We start from the raw sequence: 20,444 nt of genomic DNA on the forward strand, positions 1-20,444 counted from the left end.
TCGCACTGCTTCATCTTGTCATTCTGCCCGCCTCGCTTGAGGCTCAGAAAAGATACAGGCCCACGCCCAAACTGTCAACCCCTCCCCACAGATACCAAGCGAAAGCCCAGAGGATTCTGAGAAAACCTGCGCCGCGTCGCAAAAAATCGGAAAGGCCGTGACAGCCTTTCCGATTGATGATGGGGAGTCCGGAGGCCGCTCAGCCCGGCTGCACCGTTTCCCGCGCACCCTGTTTCTGCTCTTCCAGCACTTCCGGCTTCGGCTGCTCGCCCAGGGCGGCGGCGATCACGGCGGCCTGCTCGCGGGCGTGGACGCTGGCGTATCCGGCGGCGGTACTCGCGCTGCGCGGGCGGCTGGCATGGCTGAGGGTCTGGCCGGGAGCAAGCACGTATTCCAGGTCCTCCCAGATCATCAGCCACGCTCCCTGGTTCTCGGGCTCTTCCTGGGCCCAGACCACCTGTGCGCCCGGGTGGCGGGCCAGCTCGGCGCGCAGGGCGTCGGCGGGGAAAGGGTACAGCTGTTCCAAGCGGACCAGGGCCGTCTGCGCGTGGGCTTCCGGCTGGGCGGCGCGGGCCTCGACGAGTTCCCAGTGCAGCTTGCCGCTGCTGATCACCACGCGGCGTGCTCCGCTGACCTCTGCGTCGCCGATCACCTCACAGAAACGGCCGTCGGTAAAGTCGCTCAGGGGGTTCATGGCCTGTTTGTTGCGCAGCAGGCTCTTGGGCGTCATCACGATCAGGGGCTTGCGGTAGGGCCGCAACACCTGGCGGCGCAGGAGATGGAACATCTGGGCTGCGCTGCTGGGTACAACCACTTGCATGTTCTTCTGGGCACACAGCTGCAGGTAGCGCTCCAGGCGGGCGCTGGAGTGTTCCGGTCCCGCGCCCTCGTAGCCGTGGGGCAGCAGCAGGGTCAGGCCGCTGAGACGCAGCCACTTGCTCTCCCCGGCCGAGAGGAACTGGTCAATTACCGCCTGCGCGCCATTGGCGAAGTCCCCAAACTGACCTTCCCAGGCCACCAGCCCCTTGGGTTCAGAGGTGGAATAACCGTACTCGAAGGCCATCACGGCCTCTTCCGAGAGCGTGCTGTCCACCACTTCCACCCGGCCCTGCTCGGGCGAGAGGTGGGCGAGCGCCATGTATTCCTCGTTCAGGGGGTCCTGGGCATTCTGGTTGTGCAGCACGGCGTGGCGGTGAACGAAGGTGCCGCGTCCACTGTCCTGCCCGACCAGGCGCACCCCGTAGCCCTCGTCCAGCAGCGTGGCGTAGGCGAGCATCTCGCCCATACCCCAGTCGAGGGGCTGCTCGCCGCGTGCCATCGCCGCCCGCGCCTTCAGGACGCGCTCCACGCCCCGGTGGGGCTGGAAGTTCTCGGGCACGCTGGCAAGCTGCAGCCCCAGTTCCTCCAGTTTGGCCTGCGGAACCGCCGTGGGCACCTCGTCTTCCCAGCGGGTGTCGGTGTAGGCCGACCAGTCCACGGCCAGCGCACTCTGGGCCAAGTTCTCCATCTCGGTGACCACCGGCTTGCCCGCGTCGAGGGCGTCTCGGAACTGGTTGATGAGTTCATCACCCTCACCCGCTTTGAGCACTCCCTCCTGTTCCAGACGGGCGGCGTACAGCGCGCGCGCGCCGGGGTGCTTGTCGATCTCGCGGTACATGATCGGCTGGGTCATGCGCGGCTCGTCGCCCTCGTTGTGACCGTTGCGCCGGAACGAGATCAGGTCAATGAACACGTCCTTGCCAAATTCCTGACGGTAGGCCAGCGCGAGGTCGCCGCAGAACACCACCGCCTCAGGATCGTCGCCGTTGACGTGCAGAACCGGCGCGTTGGCGACCTTGGCGATGTCGGTGCAGTACCGGCTGGAGCGGGTGTCGCGCGGATCGCTGATGGTGAATCCCACCTGGTTGTTGATCACGATGCGCACCGCGCCCCCGGTGGCAAAGCCGCGCAGGCGCGAGAGGTTCAGGGTCTCCATGACCACGCCCTGCCCGCTGACGGCCGCGTCACCGTGAATGGTGATGGGCAGGACGGTCTTGCGCTCGGTGTCGCCCCGGCGGTCCTGGCGGGCCCGCACGCTGCCGTGAACGACCGGCGAGACGATTTCCAGGTGCGAGGGATTGAAGGCCAGCGCGAGGTGCATCGGCCCGCCGGGGGTCCGCACGTCGCTGGAGTAGCCCATGTGGTACTTCACGTCGCCCGCCACGTCGGGGTTGTCGCTGAGCTTCTTCTTGCCGTCGAACTCGTCGAACAATACGCCCGGCGGCTTGCCGAAGATGTTGACCAGCGTGTTCAGGCGGCCGCGGTGGGCCATGCCGATCACCACTTCCTTGACTCCGTAGACGCCGGCCTGCTGAATCAGGCGGTCCATCAGCGGAATAAAGCTCTCGGAGCCTTCTAGGCCAAAGCGCTTGACCCCGGGGTACTTGTTCTTGAGGTACAGCTCCAGACCCTCGGCGGCGTTGAGCTTGAGCATGATGCGCCGGCGTTCCTCGGCGCTGAAAGCGTGCCGGCCCTGCCCGCGGCCCTTCTCGATGCGCTCCTGGAACCAGCGGCGCTCGTTGGCAGGCAGATAGTTGTACTCAAAGCCGATGGAACCGCAGTAGGTGTCCTGCAGCTGGGCGATCACGTCGCGCAGCGGCCCGCTGAAGGGACCTTCGTGCACGTGCTCACTGAGGTCAGCCTCCGACAGACCGTAGAACTCCGGGGTCAGTTCGGGAACCACCGGCTGACCGCGCATCTTGAGGGGATTGTTGCGGGCGCTGATGTGCCCGTAGACCCGGTAGGCCGTGACCAGGGCGCCGCCCGCCTGCTGAGCGCCACTGACACTGGCCGGAGCCGCCTGCGGCGCGGCACCCCGGCGGCTCTGACCGAGCTCATAGAAGGCCTGCTGGACCGGTGAATGGGCGATGTCCTGCGCCCCGCCACGCATTTCATCAAAGTAGGTGCGCCACTCGGGGTCCACGCTCTGCGGGTCACTGAGGTACGCCTCGTACAGGCCCTCAATAAAGGCCGCGTTCCCGCCGGACATGATCGTCTGCCACTGCGTCATAACGCCTCCCAGCATACCCCTGTCCCGCGTGGCAAAGGTGGCCTTCTGAAATCCCCGCGAAATGTTCCTGCGGCGGTGTCAAGCCGGGAAAGTCTTTAACTCTCTGTCAGGGACAGTGTGGGACAGGTCGTCCCCGACGGCCTTAAAATGGGTTCATGCAGCTTCTGTCCCGCTTCGTTCTGGCGTTCGGTTTGATCATGATCATCGCGGCGGCGCTGCTGCTCGGCAAGGACGTGATCGACATCAATCAGTTGCACGCCGTTGCCAACGCCAACCGCTCGGCCACCTTTCCCAGTCCGCTGAACAATGTGCTGATCACCTTCGTGCTCGCAGTGGCCGGGGGCTTTCTGCTGGGCCTGGGCATCACGTTGCCGCGCCGCCGCAAGGTCTGAGCTAACGCAGCGCGCCGATCAGTTCGGCCTTGCTCATCTTGCTGCGTCCGTGAATGTTCTTTTCCCGGGCGCGGTTGTACAGCTCGTCGCGGGTCAGATCGGACAGGTCGGCGTGGGGATTACCGGTGCCCTGCGTGCGGGTGTTGGGAGTGCGGCCCTCCTCGCGGCGGCCCTTGTTGACCGTGCGCGCCGCGATCTCCTCGGCGCGGTCCTCGCCCACGCCACGCTCCAGCTCACTGTCCCTGATGTGGCCGTACTTGCGTTCGTCCTTTCGGCTCCAGGCATCTGGCATGAAGATCACCTCCTGCCCGCACGGTAAAACCCGCGTTTCAGACGGGGGTGAGAGGTGCCGTCAGATCCGCTTTAGCTCTGCTGGTCTGCCGCACCACCCTCTGTAGCCAGCGCCTGCACCCGTCCGACCTCCCCGGTAGCGAGGCGCACCTTGATGCCGTGCGGATGCGTGGCCGAGCGCGTGAGCAGCTGCGCCACCTCTCCGCGCGTGCGCCGCCCCGTCCGCTGGTCCTGCTTCTGGACGATGTCCACTACGGTGCCGGGCGTCAGGGCCGAGCGGGGGGGCAGGCCGCTCATGCCTGACCGCCCAGCCGCCCGATCAGAGCGCGCGCCACGGTGGGCAGCGACCCGGAGACGTCGGCGCGCATCAGCGGGTTCTGGGCCTGTCCGGGCCGCTCCACAAAAGCGGTGCGCAGGCCCGCCGCCCGCGCCCCGGAGATGTCCCAGCCGTGCGCGGCGAGCAGCCAGCTGTCCTGCGGGGTGGCCCCCACCTGGGCCATACCGTACTCGTAGGCCCCGCGTCCGGGCTTGAGCACTCCCGAAGGGTCCACCGACACGGCGCGGTCCACCAGATCGGCAAATCCGGCCTGGGCCAGCTGGGCGTCCAGCACCTCCTGCTTGTTGTTGGTCAGGCACACCAGCCGCGCTCCGCCGGCCCGGAGGATTTCCAGCCCCTCGCGGGTATCAGCGTGCGCGGGCAGCGCCCGCATGGTCGCCGCCACCTGTGCGGGCAGCTCCCCGGGCACCGCCTCCCCCCGCGCCTCTCCCAGCGCCGACAGCGCCTCGCGGCCCAGCACCGAGAAGTCGCGGTACTCCCCCAGGACCGTGTGGGTCAGCGCGAGCTGCAGCACCAGATTGAACCACTGCTTTCTGGCTCCCATGTCCCCGAACGCCCCGGCGAACAGCGGATCGAGCGCCGAGAGGTCCAGCAGGGTCTCGTTCATGTCCAGAAAGACGGTGGGAGTCATGGGGCCAGCATAGTGGAGCGCCCGCGCACTCCGGGACGGGACCACCCGGGATGGGTCTTAACACCTTCTCCACTTCAGCCTTTCTCGCGGCGCTCCCCGTGCCGCTTCAGTGGCCTAGGGGTCAGGCGGCTTATTTCAGGGCGTCGGCGGCAATTCTGGCCAGGGCGGTGCTCGCCTTGCCGAAAGCCTCCCCACAGCCGCTGGCGCGGTGACGCCGCTGAAGGTAGACCGGATCGTTATAGGCCAGCACCACCTGGCCGGCCGCGTTCTGGTACGCCAGAAACTTCATGGGCAGGTCAATGGCGACCGTCTGGGCACACTGCATCAGCGGCGTGCCGCCGGCCGGGTTGCCCAGCAGCAGTACCTCGGTGGGCCGCAGGGTCAGCCCGGCGTCCTGCGCGGCCTGCGCGTGGTTGATGCGGGCCGCCGTCTTGAAGCCCAGCGCGGCCCCGGCGGCAGAAACGCGGTCAAGTGTGTCGGTGACGCTGTACGGGCTGCGCAGTTCAATCAGGCCGCTGGCCCCCGGCAGGTCGTGACCGGACATCATGGTGCAGGCGCTCAGGGAAGCGGCGAGGCTGCCCACGGTCAACAGGCGGAAAACGGTGGTCATCGGTCACGCTCCTTGGGTCCAGGAACCGGGAATGAAGGAAGCAGGACGGGCGAGTCCTCAGTGTAAGGCCTGTCGCCCGGGTAATCCCCAGCCGGCCCGGGCACCCTGGAAGCACCCAAGAAGAAGGACACTGGCGGGCCACCGGCGTCCTCTCTGGACAGACTCCCGAGCGGGAGGCTCAGACCTCCAGCGCCAGCTTGTCCACATCATTGAGCAGCGGCGTGCCCGCCGGGTACTCGCCGTTGAAACACGCCAGACACAGGCCCGGTCCACCCACCGCCTCACGGATGCCACGCTCGCTGATGAACGCCAGGGTGTCCGCACCGATCAGGGCCCGGATCTCCTCCAGGGTGTGCGTGCTCGCCACGAGTTCCTTGCGGGCGGCGGTGTCAATGCCGTAAAAGCACGGATGCGTGATGGGCGGACTGCTCACCCGGAAATGCACCTCGGTGGCCCCCGCCTCGCGCAGCAGGTTCACGATCTGGCGGCTGGTCGTGCCGCGCACGATGGAATCATCCACCAGAATCACGCGCTTGCCGCGCACGGCGCTGGTGGGCGAGAGTTTCATCTTCACCTTCAGCTCGCGGGCCTCCTGGGTGGGTGCGATGAAGGTGCGGCCCGCGTAGGGATTCTTGTACAGGCCGTAATCAAAGGGAATGCCGCTCTGGCGGGCGTAGCCGATGGCCGCGCCGATGCCGCTGTCGGGCACCGGAACCACGATGTCAGCCTCGATGGGCCGTTCGCGGGCCAGCTGCTCGCCCATGCGGATGCGGCTCTCGTGGGCGTCGATGCCGTCGAGCTGGCTGTCGCTGCGGGCAAAGTAGATCCACTCGAAGGCGCAGGGGGTCGGGGCGCGCGGCTCGACCATCAGGCTGTGCAGGCCGTCTCTGTCCACCCAGACCAGTTCGCCCGGCTGCACGTCGCGCAGCAGCCGCGCGCCCACGGCGTACAGGGCGCAGGGTTCACTGGCCAGCGCATAGGCCCCGTCGTCGCGCTGCCCGATCACCAGCGGCCGGACCCCGTGCGGATCCCGGAAGCCGATCAGCTGGGTGCGGCTCATCAGGACGCAGGCGTAGCCGCCCTTGAGCCGACGCATGGCGGCGGCGGTCGCCTCGATCAGGTCCATGTGGCTCTCGCGGGCGATCAGGTTGAGCATCACCTCGGAGTCGTTGGTGGTCTGGAACAGCGCGCCCTCATTGAGCATCTCGGCGCGGACTTCCAGAGCGTTCACGAAGTTGCCGTTGTGCGCCATGCCCAGAATGCCCTTGTTCGTGCGGGTGGTCAGCGGCTGGGCATTGAAGCGCAGGTTGGAGCCGGTGGTGCTGTAGCGCACGTGGCCGATGCTGACGCGGGCGTTGGGCAGACGCACGCTGTCCAGGCGGCGCTCATCGAAGACCTGCGTGACCAGCCCCAGGTCCTTTTCCACGTGGAACCGCTCGCCGTCGCTGACGCACATGCCCGCCGCCTCCTGGCCACGGTGCTGCAGGGCGAACATGCCCAGGTAGGTCAGCCACGCCAGATCGTTGGGCACCGGCGAGTACAGGCCAAAGACCCCACATTCCTCGCGCGGCTTGTCGGTGGCGAAGTCGTTTTCGGTCAGGACCTGCAGGGGAAGATCAGGTTGCATGGCACTCCCCCGGGACAGGGCGCCTCATCCCAGAATCCCCACGAGCGGGCTTTCGAAGGCGTCTTTCAGGGCGGCGAGGTTCACACTCAAGTGTAGGCCGCGGGTGGGGGCGGCAACCGTGAGCGTATCGCCCCCGCTGACGCCCAGCCGCGTGAAGGGCACGCCGAGGTGGCGCAGGTGGCTTTCGGCAGCGCCGGCATCGGAAACGGCCACCACCACGCGGCTGTGGGCCTCGCCGAACAGCAGCGCGTCGGTGCGGATGTCGCCGGGGGCGTCAAGCTGCACGCGGGCACCGATGCCCCCGGCAATCGCCATCTCGGCCAGCGCCACGGCCAGCCCGCCCTCGGCACAGTCGTGGGCGGTGTCGGTCAGGCCCGCGCGGATCAGCGAGAGCGTCGCGTCAATCACCCGCTGTTCCAGATTCAGGTCCAGCGGCGGAACGTGTCCGGCCTCCAGGCCGTGCACCGTTTCCAGGTACTGCGAGGCCCCGATGCTGTCTGCGTGCTCACCGAGCAGATACAGCGTCTGATCTGCCGCCTTGAGGCCCAGCGTCGCCCGCCTGGAAATATCGGGCAGCACGCCCACCATGCCGATCGTGGGGGTGGGGTGAATCGCCACACGCTCGTCGCCCTGGGTGTACTGGTTGTACAGGCTGACGTTGCCGCCCGTGACCGGCGTGTTCAGGGCGCGGCAGGCGTCCGCAATGCCCTGCACGGCCTGCTGAAGCTGGTAGTACACCTCCAGGCGGTGCGGATTGCCGAAGTTGAGGTTGTCGGTGATGGCCAGCGGCGTGGCCCCCACACACGCCAGGTTGCGCGCGGCCTCGGCGACGGCGGCGGCGGCCCCGGTGTACGGATCGAGCTGCACGAAACGCGGGTTGCAGTCGCTGGTGGCGGCCACGCCCATGCCCGAGCCCTTCACGCGCATCACGGCGGCGTCGGCGGCTCCTGGCACGACCACGGTGTTTGTCATCACCTGATGGTCAAAGCGCTGGAAGATGGGGCGCTTGCTCGCGATGGTGGGGTGCGAGAGCAGGTCCAGCAGCACCGCGCCCGCGTCGCCGGGGACGGGCACCGCGCTGAGGTCACGCTCGCGGGCCGCGCGGATGTCCGGGGACTCCACACCCTCACGGGTGTACTTGGGGGCCTCGTTCAGCAGGGCCACCGGCAGGTCACAGACCACCTCGCCCTTCCACGTCAGGCGGTAGTTGTTGTGGGCCTCCACCTCGCCGATCGTCACCACGTCCAGTTCCCACTTGGCAAGCAGGTCCAGCAGGGCCTGCTCCTTGCCCGGCACCGGCACCAGGATCATGCGCTCCTGCGACTCGCTGAGACACAGTTCCATGGGCACCATGCCCGATTCACGGGTGGGCACCAGATCCAGGTTCATGGTGATGCCCAGCCCGGCACGGTAGGCCATCTCGCAGGTGCTGGACACCAGGCCCGCGGCGCCCATGTCCTGCACGCCCGCCACCACACCGGACTCGATGGCCTCCAGAGTGGCTTCCAGCAGCAGTTTTTCCATGAATGGATCGCCCACCTGCACGGCAGGGCGGTCGGCCTGACTCGCCTCACTGAGGTCCGCCGAGGCGAACACCGCGCCGCCCAGCCCGTCGCGCCCGGTCTTGGAGCCCACGTAGACGATGGTGTTGCCGACCTCGCCCATGGTGCCCTTGGCAAGGTCCTCGTGGCGCAGCAGGCCCAGGGCCATCACGTTGACCAGCGGGTTTTCCTGATAGCTGGGATGAAAGGTGACCTCGCCGCCCACGGTGGGCACACCGATGGCGTTGCCGTAGTGGGCGATGCCTTCCACCACACCGTTCACCAGAAAACGGGTGCGGGGGCTGTCCGGGTTGCCAAAGCGCAGGCTGTCCAGCACGGCAAAGGGCCGCGCTCCCATGGCGAAGATGTCGCGCAGGATGCCGCCCACGCCGGTCGCCGCGCCCTGGACGGGCTCCACCGCCGAGGGGTGGTTGTGGGACTCCATCTTGAAGGCCACGCCCCAGCCCTCGCCGATGTCCACCACGCCGGCGTTCTCGCCGGGGCCCTGCAGCACCTGCGGGCCGGTGGTGGGAAAGGCGCTGAACAGTGGACGCGAGTTCTTGTAGCCGCAGTGTTCGGACCACATCGCGCCCACGATGGCGGCTTCCAGCGCGTTGGGCTCGCGGCCGATGCCGGACACGAGCAGGTCGAATTCCTCGGCGGACAGACCGAAGGTGGCAGCCTGGGAGCGCAGCGAGGTCGGAGACGGGCGGGCAGGAGTCTGGGTCATGGGAAATCCTTGAAGCGGGAAGGGCGGCGAGGAGGCGAAGCGGAGGACAGCACCAGGGTCGCTCAGGCCTTCTGTCCCAGCACGACCTGACCCCGGTGGTACGCCACGTGCCGCAGGTGCAGGCCCACGGCGGCCAGGCGCGGGCGCTCTCCGGTCGGGGCGCTGGGCGAGAAGGTCATGCCCTGCATGTCGGTGTCGCTCGCCCCGCGCAGATAGACAACGGCCTGTTCACCCACTGCCTCCAGCCGCGCCAGGACGGCGGCCTTGCCCCCAGCCTCGGTCATGGGAGCAGCCTCCGTCCCCATGGCCTGCGCCCAGTCCTTGTCCTCCCAGCCCAGGTAGTGGTAATTGGCCGCCCGGTCACCCAGCACGGTCAGGCGCAGCCAGTCGGCGATGTGCAGGGCGTGCCACGCCGGGCTGTGGCCCAGGCGGTCCGTTCCAAACGTTTCCTCGGAGATGGTGTCCAGCACCGCCCGGAAGGCCGTCAGCTCGGTGCGGTAGTTGTCGGCCAGAAATTCCTGAATGCTCGTCATTTGACCAGTGCTCCTTGCAGACTCTGAAACACGCCGCGACCGTCCTCGCCGCCCAGCAGGGCCTCCACAGCGCGCTCGGGGTGGGGCATCATGCCCAGCACATTGCCGCGCTCATTCACGATTCCGGCGATGTCGTTGAGGCTGCCGTTGGGGTTGTCCAGATACCGGAAGACCACCCGGCCCTCGCCCTCCAGCCGCGCCACCGTTTCCGGGTCGGCGTAGTAGTTGCCCTCCCCGTGCGCGATGGGAATTTCGATGGTCTGGCCCCCGCGGTACGCCGAGGTAAACGCCGTCTGGTTGTTCTCCACACGCAGATGCACCGGCTTGCACGAGAAGTGCAGGTCACGGTTGCGTCCCAGCGCACCGGGCAGCAATCCCGCCTCGGTCAGAATCTGAAAGCCGTTGCACACGCCCAGCACAAAACCGCCGCGTTCGGCGTGCGCCTTGATGGCGGTCATGATCGGACTGCGGGCAGCGACCGCGCCGCTGCGCAGATGGTCACCGTAGGAAAAGCCCCCAGGAACAAAGACCAGATCGGTGCCGTCCGGCAGGCCCGCCTCGCTGTGCCACACAAACCGGGCGTCCGGGTCCAGGGTCAGGCGGGCGGCGTGCAGCGCGTCGGCGTCGCAGTTGGAGCCGGGAAACTGAATAACGGCCGTCTTCATAGCCGCTGCAACTCGCTGACCGTACGCTCACTCACGACGTTTCCGGTGTTCAGGGTGCCTGCCGGCTCGAACATCATGATCCAGGTCTCCTCGGTCTCGGCGACCGGCAGGTGTTCCACGCCACGCGGAACCACGATGAGTTCGCCCTCGTTCACGACCGCCTCGCCGTCACGGAATTTCAGCCGCAGCACCCCGCGCACCACCATGAACAGCTCGTCCTCCTGTTCATGGGCATGCCACTCGAATTCGCCGGCAATGCGGGCAATCTTGACGTGCTGACCGTTGAGTTCAGCGACGATCCTGGGTTGCCAGCGCTCGGTGAACTGGCCGAACTTCTCGGGCAGGTTCACGGTTGCGGGCACGCTCATGCCGGCTCCAGATCCGTCTGGGCCGCCGCTTCTTCCAGTTCCCAGCGGGCATCTTCCATCACCGGGTTGCTCAGGACGTTCTGGGTGATGTCGCGCAGCTGGGCCTCGACGGCGGCGCGCTCACCGTCCAGGGTCAGTTCGATGTACTTGCCGACGCGCACGCCGCTGACATTGCCATGGTCGAGGTGCGACAGCGCACGCTCCACGGTGCGGCCCTGCGGATCGAGGATGCTGGGTTTCAGGGTGACAAAGACTCTGGCGCGGTACTGGGACATACAGGCTCCTTTGGGAGACGGCAGACGAGACAGACGGAAAAGGTGGGGCAGCGCAAAGGCGGGCGGAGGGGGCAATCAGCCCAGGGCGGGCGACGTCACGCGGCGCAGCATCTCGGCATAGGCATCCTCGACGCCGCCCAGATCGCGGCGAAAACGGTCCTTGTCCATCTTCTCGCCGCTCGCCGCGTCCCAGAAGCGGCAGGTGTCGGGGCTGATCTCGTCGGCCAGGATCACCGTGCCGTCGGGCAACTTGCCAAATTCCAGCTTGAAGTCGATCAACCGGACGCCGCGTTCCAGGAAGAACGGCACCAGAAAGTCGCGGACCTCCAGGGCCAGCGCACGCACCCGCGTCAGCTCGGCTTCGGTGGCCCAGCCCAGGGCCAGGGCGGTGTCCGTGTTGATCAGCGGATCGCCCAGCGCATCGGACTTGTAGCAGTACTCCACGACCGGCCGCGACAGTTCGGTGCCTTCCTCGATGCCCAGCCGTTTGCTGAAGCTGCCGGCGGCCACGTTGCGCACAATAACTTCGACCGGAATGATGGTCACGGCCCGGACACGCTGCTCGGTCTCGCTCAGTTGCTCAAGAAAGTGGGTGGGAATGCCCGCCGCCTCCAGCATGGGGTACAGGTGGGCGGTGATCGCGTTGTTGGTGGCCCCCTTGCCTGCCCACTGGCCGCGCTTGGCCGCGTTGAAGGCGGTGGCCTCGTCCTTGTACTCCACGATGTACTCGCCGGGGTGGCTGGAGGCGTAGACCCGCTTGGCCTTGCCCTCGTAGCGCAGTTCGCCCCTGTGCCGTTTGCCGCTGTGCCCCGTGTTGGTGGACCGTTCGCCTTGGCTCATGCATGCTCCATTCCGCGCAGCAAATCCCGCGCGGACAAAGTAGAAACGGCGCCCCCCGGAGTGATCTCGGGGCGACGCTGTGGTGTCGCGGTGCAGGTCATCTTGTGCCTCTCCATCGCCGCCTCTCGGGCGGACTTACCAGCTCCCTGTACGGGCGCCGGGGCGTCTCACAGGACGCGGGTGGAAATTCTGGCCTTCCCCCTGTGCGCTCGGGGCGGCCAACAATCAGCGTAACACCCCCGCACATGAAGACGGTGGGGGTGTTCAGAGGACAGAGACAGCTCCGGATCAAGCCGCCCAGGCCCGGATTCAGTGGTTGTGTGTGTGCCCGCCGCCCCGCTTGCCGCTGACCTCTTCGCGCACTTCGGCAACCAGGAAGGTGCAGGCTTCCGCACAGGGAATGCCGCCGGGCACGCCGTCAAAGAAGGTGTGGGGCAGTTTCCTGCCCGCCCACAGCCGCGTGCGCAGGCAGCCGCCGCAGACGTCCTCGGCCACCGCCTCGACCTGCGCGGGCGTGGCCTTCTGCACCTTGGCGTAGATGCCCGTCTGGCGGCGGGCCGTGGTCGGCCACGGGGTGTGGCGCAGGACGTGGCAGGTATGGGCGTAGGTTTCCTCCACCACGGCCGGATACAGGTAGTGAATCGCCCGCTTGAGGTCGGCCTCGTTGAGAACCGCCCGCCAGCCGCGCGGCAGGTTGCGCAGGGTATGCACCGGCCGGTGGTGGCCGCCCTCGTCGCGCCGCGTCGCGTCGCGCACGCCCTCGGGGGTCACCAGGGTCTGCAGTTCGTGACCGGGCATGCCCTCGTCCAGCGCGTGCCGGATCTCAAAGACCCCGCTCTGACAGGTGATCAGCACCTCGCCCAGGCGCAGACCCTGACGGGCGCGCTCCATCACGGTGGCCCAGGCAGCGGTGTGGGCGTGGTCAGGGTCACCGTCCTCGGTGGACGCTCCGCTCGCCTCCTCGGCCAGATGCAGGATCACGTCGGCCACGGCGCGGTGCGTGCCCACGGGTTTGGCGTAGTAGACCGTCTGCGGGCCGTGAGGATTCTCGGCGAAGACGGTCACCGGCCCGCTCAGGTCCATGTCCTCGGGAATGGTTTCCAGGGTGTGCCAGCCCTCGGAGGCGAAGAACGGCACCACCACGACCCGGGCCGCGCGGACGACCTCGGGCCAGGTGCCCACCTTGGGATCCTCATCGAGAAACAGGGCATGCACCTCGGCAAACTGCCCGGATTCACGCAGCGTCTGGGCGTTGTGGTAGATGACGCGGTTGCTGTTCTCGTTGCGGGTGGTGCCGTGCCCCAGCACGATCAGGGCCGTATCGGCCGCCGAGAAGTCCGGCAGGGCCTCGCGCGCCCGCTCCACGATCACGTCGGTCATGGCGGGATGCACGCCGTAAGGCAGCGTGTAGCGCACGGTCCGCCCGCCGAGCACGCGGGCCACGCCGCCGGGCGGCACCGGTCCCTGATGACCCAGCCCCAGCTCGCGCGGAATGACGGTCTCGGTGAAGTAGCCCTCCGAGATGAACATCGGAATCACGGTGACGTCCGTGCTGGCCGTGGTTTTCAGCACTTGGCGCAGCGAGGGGTCTTCCTTCCAGTAGCCCTCGATCACCTCGTCGTACAAGCCGCGCTCGCGGATCAGTTCGGCGTAGCGGTACACCGCCGAGGCCGATTCGCCGTTGAGGTGGGAGCCGTGTCCGATCAAGACCAGGGAACGCATATGACCTGCACTGTAACGCCGTGCCGGGCGCAACAATGTCCCGCTTGTTGCAGGCCGGACCCCGACGGCGTCCGCGGACCTAAGGTCCCCTGAACGGACCGCTCACGCCGGCCCTATGGTCCGCCCCTACCGTGAGTGGGAACACAAAGCAAGTGAGCCACAGGAGGTTCGTCATGTTCTTCAACCAGAAAGACCGCCACGAGCAGATGGCCCGCCTCGATCCCCGCGACACCGACGGCGACGGTCAGGTCAGCCCGCAGGAAGCCGCCGCCTACGTCCACGACTACATGCAGAACGCCTCGCCCGAGGAGCGACAGCAGATTCTGCGCGACTACCTGGGCGGCCTGTCGCCCGATCAGCGTCAGCAGATGGGCAACGCCATCGTGCGCAGTGAGGCCAATCCGGTCCAGCAGGTGAATGCCGAGGACCCCAACGACCTCGCCGACGCCTATGCCCGCACGGCCCAGGCTTCCCAGCAGGGCGACAAGAGCCCGCTGGAGGCGGCCTTCAGCGAGGGCGGCATGCTCAGCAGTCCGCTGGTCAAGGCGGGGCTGGTCGGGCTGGCGGGCATGATCGGCAGCCGAATGCTGCGGCGCTGACACGGAAGGAACCCCAGCGCGTCCAGAACCCCGGTGGTTCTGGGCGCGCTGTTTGCGGGCAGGGGTTAAAGACTTCTGTGGCCCGCCCCGCCGCTCCCCGGTCATCCAGCCGCTAGAATTGCGCCCGATGCCTCTCTCGTACCTGGCGCGCATCGCGCAGACGCCCGCTCCCACCTCGCAGGAGGGGGAGCGGGCCGACCTGATGGCCCAGCTGTGGGGCGAACTGGGCTACGCCACCGAGCGCGACAGCGTGGGCAACGTGCTGACGCGCATTACTCCGCCCGGCACCGAGGGCCGCCCGGCCCTGCTGCTCGCCGCCCATCTGGACACCGTGTTTGAGGCGGGCACCGATGTGCGGGTACGCGAGGACGGCGGCCGCCTGATCGGACCGGGGGTGGGCGACAACAGCGCCAGCCTGGCGGTGGTCACGGCGCTGCTGCGCGACCTGCGCGGGCACACCGACATGTTGAGCCGGCCCCTGTGGGTGGCCGCCAACGTGGGAGAGGAGGGCCTGGGCGACCTGCGCGGCAGCAAACACCTGCTCGCCCAGCACCGCCGGCAGCTGGGGGCCTTTATCGCGGTGGACGGCTATCTGGGGGTCGCGGTGACGCGCGGAGTGGGGGTGCGGCGTTACCGGGCCACCTTTCTGGGACCGGGAGGACACTCGTGGGGAGACCAAGGACCCAGCGCCCTGCACGCCCTGGGCCGGGCCATCCGGGCGCTGTACGCCCTGCCGCTGCCCACCTCGCCGCGCACCACCCTGAACGTGGGCATGGCCTCGGGCGGCACCAGCGTCAATTCCATCGCGGGCGACGCCGAACTGCTGCTCGACCTGCGTTCGCTGGGGCCCGACGAACTCACCGACCTCGACCGCCGCGCGCTGGGCGCGCTGCACGCGGCGGCGCGCGAGACCGGCGTGACCGTGCGGATCGAGCGCGTCGGCGACCGCCCCGGTGGAGACCTGCACAGCGGCGCGCTGCTGCCGCTGATCCGGGAGGCGGCCCGCGAGGTCCGCACCGACCTGCGTACGGCGTCGAGCAGCACCGATGCCAACGCCGCCGCGCCCTACGGCCTGAGCGCCGTGGCGGTGGGGGTCTACCGCGGCGGCAACGCCCACCGCCATGACGAGTGGGTCCAGACGGGCAGCTTGGCGCCGGGGCTGAGCTTCCTGCGGCACATCGTCGAGCTGTACCAGCGGCAGCCGGTAGCCTGAGGCGTCCGGCCCACCACCCGTGAGGAGCCTCACGTTTTGAGTTCCGGGTTTTACCGGCCAGGAGCGGCTTTTTCGTAACTTTTGCGGCAATCGCAACCCACCAATTTCCCATCTGGACGACGCACAATGAGGGACCCATGACTCCTTCCCTGCGCCGCCCACAACCGCGCCGTGACCTGTCCGTCCGCTTCTCCCCACGCCGGATGCTGCGGGCCGCCGCGCTGGGCGGTGTCATGCTGCTGGGCGCGTCCGGAGCGCAGGCGGCCTCGTCGCCGGCCCAGCTGATCTTCAACCGCGTCAACCACCTGCTGCAGGGCGAATACGGCGGCCTGTCCACGGTGGACCGTCAGAAGCTGCAACGCGAGTATCAGGGCCGGCTGGACGCCGTGTGCAGCGCCGCCCCCGACTGCGCCGAGAGCAAGGCGTATCCGGTGATTCAGGCCGAACTCACGGCGCTGGGCGACGAACACAGCTATTTCGAGACGCCCGAGGATTACCGCGAGTTTGTGGCCAGCGCGACCGGCGGCAACCGGCGGCAGTTTGGCGTGAAGCTCGCGCGGCTGGACGGCGAGAACCGGGTCGTCACCGAGGTCGTGCCGGGCAGCGCCGCCGAGGAGGCGGGGCTGCAACGCGGGGACCTGCTGCTGACCCTCAACGGACAGCCGTATACCTACGCGGCCCTCAGGGCAGCCAAGGAGGGCGGTCAGGATACCCGGCTGGGTCTGACCCGCCGCGGCGCGAGCGTGACCACCACCCTCAAGGCCCGTGAGAGCAGCACCCGGGACCTGCCGCGCCTGAGTTACGTGCCCGCGAACACCACCGGCGTGGCGAGCGCCGTGACCACCGTGCGCGGCAGCGAGGTGGGCGTGCTGCGTATTCCCACCTTTCTGTCGGGCGGGGGCGTGGCCCAGGCGGTCCACGATCTGGTAGGTCAGGCCCAGGCGCGCGGCGTCTCAGGACTCATCGTGGACCTGCGCGGCAACGGCGGCGGCAGCCTGAGCGAGTGCGACAGCGGCGTGAGCGCCTTCGTGCCCAGCGTGACCCGGCTGGCCCGCAGCGTGGGCGGCAGCGCCCGCACCGTGGTCAGCCGCGGTACCCGCGTGGAAAACGGCCAGATCGCCGGAGGCGTGCGCAACCCGCACCTGTGGACCGGCCCGATGGCAGTGCTGGTGGACGCAGGCAGCGCCTCGTGCAGCGAGTTCTTTGCCTATGAAATCCAGTACGCCGGGCGTGGCCCGGTCATCGGCGAATCCACCGCCGGAGTCGGCAACACTGCCACCCGGGTCTTCGAGGTCGGAGACGGCGCGCTGCACCTCACGGTGCTGAACTACGCCAAGCCCGACGGCACGCCGTACCCCACGCGCATTACCCCGGACCGGCCCAGTGTTCAGGGCGAGGAACAGGTCCGGCACCTGACCCAGGGCCAGGATGACCTGCTGACCGAGGGACTGCGGGCGCTGGTGAATGCCCCGGTGCTGAGCCTCGACCCCTTCCGCGACCGGCCCTGACTCGGAGCGTGGGCGTCAGCTCGGTCCGGACCGCTGGCGGGCGTACCACTGGGGCTGTGTTCCGTCGAGATCGGTAAAGCCGTAGAGCCCGGCGAGTTCGCCCACGTCCAGAACCCGGCCGGTGTGCCTCAGGGCGTCCGGGTCACGGGCCAGCGCCACGATGCCGCGCGCGGCGTAGTGTGGCGTCTCGGTCTGCCCGGTCAGTTCCTGCGGCGTGTGGTGGGTCAGCATCAGTTCGGTGCGCATCCACCCGGGGGCCACACCGATCACGGGAATGCCCCGCGCCTTCAGGTGGTGGCCCAGGGCGTAGGTCAGGCGATTCTTGGCCGCCTTGCTGACCTCGTAGGGCAGCCAGCCGGGCGGTTCGTCGGTGTGTCAGGTGGTGTTGACGATCATGCCGTGTCCGGCGGGTCCCAGCAGATGCTTGAGGGCCAGCAGACCCGTCAGGTAATCGCTGTACGCTCCGGCGAGCAGCATGTGCCGGAGCTGTTCGGGCGGCTCGTCCCAGACTTCCGGATCGGTGCCGGGTGTGCCCGTGGGCGCGTCCCCCAGCGGATCATGGCCTCCCCACGCATTGTTCACCAGCAGGTCCAGGCGTCCCCAGCGTTCGGCAATCCGGAGCATCAGGGCGTCCACCTGTGCGGGATCGGTGTGGTCACACCGCAGAGCTTCGGCGCGGCCGCCTGCGGCGCGGATGGCGTCGGCCGTGTCGTCCACCGTGGTGTCCGGAAGCCGGGGCTGCGTGCTGTGGCCACGCGTGCTGCGCGCCGTGCAAAGGACGTGCGCGCCCGCCGCCGCCAGTTCCAGCGCGGTGGCCCGTCCCAGGCCGCGTGAGGCTCCGGTGACCAGCGCGACCTGACCGTCCAGCGGCCCGCTCAGTGAGTCACTTCGTGGCGCGGCCGAAGTCATACCGGACCCCGCGCGGGGGCGCGACGCATGCACGCTTCACCGGGGGTGAACACAGAATTCGGGATGTTCATCAACACCTCCGTGGGCCGTGCCCGTCCGGTGGACCGTTGGGGTCCCCCGACCCCTCCACGGTACCGCGCGGGCATGGGTGCCGCCTGACCGTTGATCCGCCTGTGGTCAGGCAGGCTCAGGCCGCAGAGGGCGCCGGGGCCAGATCACGCAGCGCCCAGCGCAGCCCCCAGGCGGTGACCAGGCCGGTGGCCGCCAGGATCAGCCACGGCGCGGCCGGCAGGCCCACCCGCGCGCCGGTGTCGATGAGCCAGCCCCCCAGCACGCTGCCCAGCGCCCCACCCAGCCCCAGGCTGATGGCGCTGAAGCCGAAGTAGCTGCCCACCTGTTCGGGGGGAGCGAAACGGGCGGTCAGGGTCTGCTGGGTGGGATACACGAGCATGGTGCCCAGGCTGTACAGGGCCACGCACAGCAGCAGCGCACCGAAGCTGGAGACCAGGGCCATCAGCCCCAGGGCCAGCCCCACGGTGCCCACCGCCAGCGTCAGGACCGTGCGCACGCGCAGATACCGCTCGGCCAGCCGCAGCAGCGGGTATTGCAGCGCCACCGCGAGCCCCGCCGATACCGCGTACAGCGGCCCCGTCGCCTGCGGGCCGGCCAACGCAATCGCCTTGAGGGTCACGGCCACGTTGATCTGCGTGCTGAGCAGAAAGTAGCCGACCAGAACCAGCGTGAAGCGGCGAAAGGGCACGTTGGCGGCGGCGGCGCGCAGTCCGGCCATGCCGCTGCCGGGGGGGCGACGCGGGGGGCGTACATGCGGCAGGGTCAGGCCCATCAGGGCGGCAGCAAGCAGGTACACGCTCGCCGAGGCCAGGGCCGCCACCTGAAAGCCCAGGCCCAGCAGCGCCGCGCCGATCAGGGGGCCGGTGACCATGCCCAGGTTCCCGGAGATGCTCGCCAGACTGAACATCCGCGTGCGGTGCTCCGGGCGGGTCACGGCAGTGATGGCCGCACTCTTGGGAGCATCGAACAGCCCGCCCCCGATGCCGGCGAGCAGCGCCGAGGCGAGCAGTTCAGGCAGAGAACCGCTGAAGGCCATCCAGGCGAAGCCCAGCGAGCGCAGCACACACCCGGCCAGAATCAGCGGCTTGGGCCCCACCCGGTCGGCCCAGGCGCCGCCCAGCACCGTCAGGCCCTGCTGGGTGAGCTGCCGCAGGCCCAGCACCAGCCCCACGCTCGCCGCCGCCCAGCCCAGCCCCCCGGACGCCACCGACCCGGCAAAATGCACCGTCACCAGCGGAATCACGGCGAAGAAGCCGCCCCACATCAGAAAGTTGGCGACGATCAGTCCCAGCTGCGCCCCGGACAGGCGCAGCGGCGGGGGCGGGGCTGGTGGGGCGGGGGTCGGGGGCGCCGCAACGGTCACGGGCGTCACCATATCCCGGTCGCCTGCCGCCGCAGGAACACGGTCCCGTCCGGCGGAACGCTCAGATCGAGCCCTCGAAGCGGTCGCGGTAGACCACATACGCCACGCCCAGGGTTGCCAGCGTGCTGAGCAGGCTGCTCAGGCCGTAGCTGATCAGCGGCAGGGTGATGCCGGTCAGGGGCAGCACCCCCAGGGCCGCCCCGATGTTCTCCAGCACCTGAAAGCCCAGTTGCCCCAGCACCCCGGCGAACAGCACCTGATCCTGCAGCCGGGGAGAATCACCCGCCATGCTCGCCAGACCCCAGAACAGCGCGCCGTACAGCAGCAGCACGGCCAACCCACCGATCAGGCCCTGTTCCTCGGCCCAGGTGCTGAAGGCAAAGTCGGTGTGCGCCTCGGGCAGAAAGCCGTTGTGCGACTGGCTGCCCTGCTTGTAGCCCTTGCCCTGGATTCCGCCCGAGCCGACCGCGATGGTGCTCTGAATGACCTGATATCCAGCGCCGCGCGGGTCCTGATAGGGATCGAGAAAGATGGTGAGGCGCTTTTGCTGGTACGGCTCGAGGTGCGGGTACAGCACCGTGGGCACTGCGGCCCCCACAAGCAGCAGCGCCAGCAGCGCGTGCCACCACGGAATGCGGGCCGCGAGCAGCATCACTCCGAAGATGGCGGCGAGCACCAGCGCTCCGCCGAAATCCTGCACGACCACCAGCCCCAGGGCCGGCAAAAACACGGCCAGGGCCATCAGGTATGTGCGCAGGCCCGTGTAGCCCGCCCTGAGCGTCAGGGCGAGCATCAGGATCAGGGCCAGCTTCAGCAGTTCCAGCGGCTGAAACTGCACCGGCCCGATCACGATCCAGTTCTGCTGACCGTTCACGTCCCGGCCGATCACGAAGGTGCTCGCCTGCAGCAACAGCGCGAAGCCAAACAGCCACGGCGCAAAGGCGTAAATGCGGTCGCGGCCCGCCCACCACAGCAGCGCCAGTGGCACGGCGGCGAGCGCCACGCCGATCAGCTGTTTGGTCAGGATGCCGTCCGAGGCGCGCGGCGACAGCGCGGCGGTGCTCACGGTGAGCAGCCCCACGGCGAGCAGCGCCGCGACGATCAGGGGAAAACGCAGGTCGTATTTCAAGGCAGCCTCACCCCCTCAGGGTAGGGTCTGCGGGGCTGAG

The 20,444-nt window shown here is 68.5% G+C and carries 21 protein-coding genes; 4 read left to right on the forward strand and 17 right to left on the reverse strand.

The features are described from left to right. Positions 1-199: 199 nt before the first annotated feature. On the reverse strand, positions 200-3,049 hold the full coding sequence (locus IEY21_RS09720) for a 2-oxoglutarate dehydrogenase E1 component (RefSeq protein WP_188903880.1): 2,850 nt from the start codon (positions 3,047-3,049) through the stop codon (positions 200-202). A 155-nt stretch (positions 3,050-3,204) separates the two neighbouring features. Here IEY21_RS09720 and IEY21_RS09725 point away from each other — a divergent pair, with 155 nt between their 5' ends. Beyond that, positions 3,205-3,441: a hypothetical protein gene (locus tag IEY21_RS09725; protein WP_188903882.1), complete on the forward strand. Its 237-nt coding sequence runs from the start codon at positions 3,205-3,207 to the stop codon at positions 3,439-3,441. Position 3,442: 1 nt separating this feature from the next. Here IEY21_RS09725 and IEY21_RS09730 read toward each other — a convergent pair whose 3' ends face one another. The 12 genes from IEY21_RS09730 to IEY21_RS09785 all read right to left on the reverse strand — a co-directional run bounded on the left by IEY21_RS09730 (position 3,443) and on the right by IEY21_RS09785 (position 13,644). Beyond that, a complete protein-coding gene (locus IEY21_RS09730) occupies positions 3,443-3,733 on the reverse strand; it encodes an addiction module toxin RelE (RefSeq protein ID WP_188903884.1) in 291 nt (96 codons plus the stop codon). 71 nt (positions 3,734-3,804) lie between these two features. After that, positions 3,805-4,029: a YwbE family protein gene (locus tag IEY21_RS09735; protein ID WP_188903886.1), complete on the reverse strand. Its 225-nt coding sequence runs from the start codon at positions 4,027-4,029 to the stop codon at positions 3,805-3,807. Further along, positions 4,026-4,700: a haloacid dehalogenase type II gene (locus IEY21_RS09740; RefSeq protein WP_188903888.1), complete on the reverse strand. Its 675-nt coding sequence runs from the start codon at positions 4,698-4,700 to the stop codon at positions 4,026-4,028. The genes IEY21_RS09735 and IEY21_RS09740 overlap by 4 nt, the downstream gene beginning before the upstream one ends. Before the next feature lie 130 nt (positions 4,701-4,830). Beyond that, entirely contained in the window at positions 4,831-5,310 is a 480-nt protein-coding gene (locus IEY21_RS09745; protein WP_229753014.1) for a DUF302 domain-containing protein, read from the reverse strand. Between the two features lie 178 nt (positions 5,311-5,488). Beyond that, positions 5,489-6,937 (reverse strand): amidophosphoribosyltransferase, encoded by a 1,449-nt coding sequence (gene purF, locus IEY21_RS09750; protein WP_188903890.1) that lies wholly within the window; start codon positions 6,935-6,937, stop codon positions 5,489-5,491. Between the two features lie 24 nt (positions 6,938-6,961). Further along, complete coding sequence (gene purL / locus IEY21_RS09755) at positions 6,962-9,208, reverse strand: phosphoribosylformylglycinamidine synthase subunit PurL (RefSeq protein WP_188903892.1); 2,247 nt, start codon at positions 9,206-9,208, stop codon at positions 6,962-6,964. Between the two features lie 62 nt (positions 9,209-9,270). Then, entirely contained in the window at positions 9,271-9,741 is a 471-nt protein-coding gene (locus IEY21_RS09760) for a DinB family protein (RefSeq protein WP_188903894.1), read from the reverse strand. Continuing rightward, entirely contained in the window at positions 9,738-10,406 is a 669-nt protein-coding gene (gene purQ, locus IEY21_RS09765) for a phosphoribosylformylglycinamidine synthase subunit PurQ (RefSeq protein ID WP_188903896.1), read from the reverse strand. The genes IEY21_RS09760 and purQ overlap by 4 nt, the downstream gene beginning before the upstream one ends. Further along, positions 10,403-10,774 carry a cupin domain-containing protein gene (locus IEY21_RS09770; protein ID WP_188903898.1) on the reverse strand — a complete coding sequence of 124 codons (372 nt, stop codon included), beginning with the start codon at positions 10,772-10,774 and terminating at the stop codon, positions 10,403-10,405. Before IEY21_RS09770 ends, purQ begins: the two co-directional genes overlap by 4 nt. Continuing rightward, positions 10,771-11,049: a phosphoribosylformylglycinamidine synthase subunit PurS gene (purS, locus tag IEY21_RS09775; RefSeq protein ID WP_188903900.1), complete on the reverse strand. Its 279-nt coding sequence runs from the start codon at positions 11,047-11,049 to the stop codon at positions 10,771-10,773. The genes IEY21_RS09770 and purS overlap by 4 nt, the downstream gene beginning before the upstream one ends. A 75-nt stretch (positions 11,050-11,124) precedes the next feature. Further along, complete coding sequence (gene purC, locus IEY21_RS09780; protein WP_188903902.1) at positions 11,125-11,889, reverse strand: phosphoribosylaminoimidazolesuccinocarboxamide synthase; 765 nt, start codon at positions 11,887-11,889, stop codon at positions 11,125-11,127. A 309-nt stretch (positions 11,890-12,198) separates the two neighbouring features. Then, complete coding sequence (locus IEY21_RS09785; protein ID WP_268237790.1) at positions 12,199-13,644, reverse strand: CbiX/SirB N-terminal domain-containing protein; 1,446 nt, start codon at positions 13,642-13,644, stop codon at positions 12,199-12,201. A 140-nt stretch (positions 13,645-13,784) separates the two neighbouring features. On the opposite strand from IEY21_RS09785, the gene IEY21_RS09790 reads away from it, so the two are divergent. The 3 genes from IEY21_RS09790 to IEY21_RS09800 all read left to right on the forward strand — a co-directional run bounded on the left by IEY21_RS09790 (position 13,785) and on the right by IEY21_RS09800 (position 16,931). Beyond that, the gene (locus IEY21_RS09790) at positions 13,785-14,210 is read left to right on the forward strand and encodes a hypothetical protein (protein ID WP_188903906.1); all 426 of its coding nucleotides are present in this window, start codon (positions 13,785-13,787) and stop codon (positions 14,208-14,210) included. 127 nt (positions 14,211-14,337) lie between these two features. Then, the gene (locus tag IEY21_RS09795; protein ID WP_188903908.1) at positions 14,338-15,423 is read left to right on the forward strand and encodes a M20/M25/M40 family metallo-hydrolase; all 1,086 of its coding nucleotides are present in this window, start codon (positions 14,338-14,340) and stop codon (positions 15,421-15,423) included. Positions 15,424-15,560: 137 nt separating this feature from the next. Continuing rightward, entirely contained in the window at positions 15,561-16,931 is a 1,371-nt protein-coding gene (locus IEY21_RS09800) for a S41 family peptidase (protein ID WP_188903910.1), read from the forward strand. A gap of 15 nt (positions 16,932-16,946) precedes the next feature. Here the strand turns inward: IEY21_RS09800 and IEY21_RS09805 are convergent, their stop codons facing one another. From IEY21_RS09805 to IEY21_RS09820, 4 genes are all read right to left on the reverse strand, one after another. After that, complete coding sequence (locus tag IEY21_RS09805; RefSeq protein WP_188904015.1) at positions 16,947-17,282, reverse strand: Rossmann-fold NAD(P)-binding domain-containing protein; 336 nt, start codon at positions 17,280-17,282, stop codon at positions 16,947-16,949. A 24-nt stretch (positions 17,283-17,306) separates the two neighbouring features. Beyond that, positions 17,307-17,840: an SDR family NAD(P)-dependent oxidoreductase gene (locus IEY21_RS09810; RefSeq protein WP_188903912.1), complete on the reverse strand. Its 534-nt coding sequence runs from the start codon at positions 17,838-17,840 to the stop codon at positions 17,307-17,309. 187 nt (positions 17,841-18,027) lie between these two features. Next, complete coding sequence (locus IEY21_RS09815) at positions 18,028-19,275, reverse strand: MFS transporter (protein ID WP_229753016.1); 1,248 nt, start codon at positions 19,273-19,275, stop codon at positions 18,028-18,030. A 61-nt stretch (positions 19,276-19,336) separates the two neighbouring features. Continuing rightward, the gene (locus tag IEY21_RS09820) at positions 19,337-20,404 is read right to left on the reverse strand and encodes an FtsW/RodA/SpoVE family cell cycle protein (RefSeq protein ID WP_188903914.1); all 1,068 of its coding nucleotides are present in this window, start codon (positions 20,402-20,404) and stop codon (positions 19,337-19,339) included. Positions 20,405-20,444: the final 40 nt, after the last annotated feature.

Origin of the sequence: Deinococcus aerophilus (assembly GCF_014647075.1) — a bacterium.
Classification (GTDB): Bacteria; Deinococcota; Deinococci; order Deinococcales; family Deinococcaceae; genus Deinococcus; species Deinococcus aerophilus.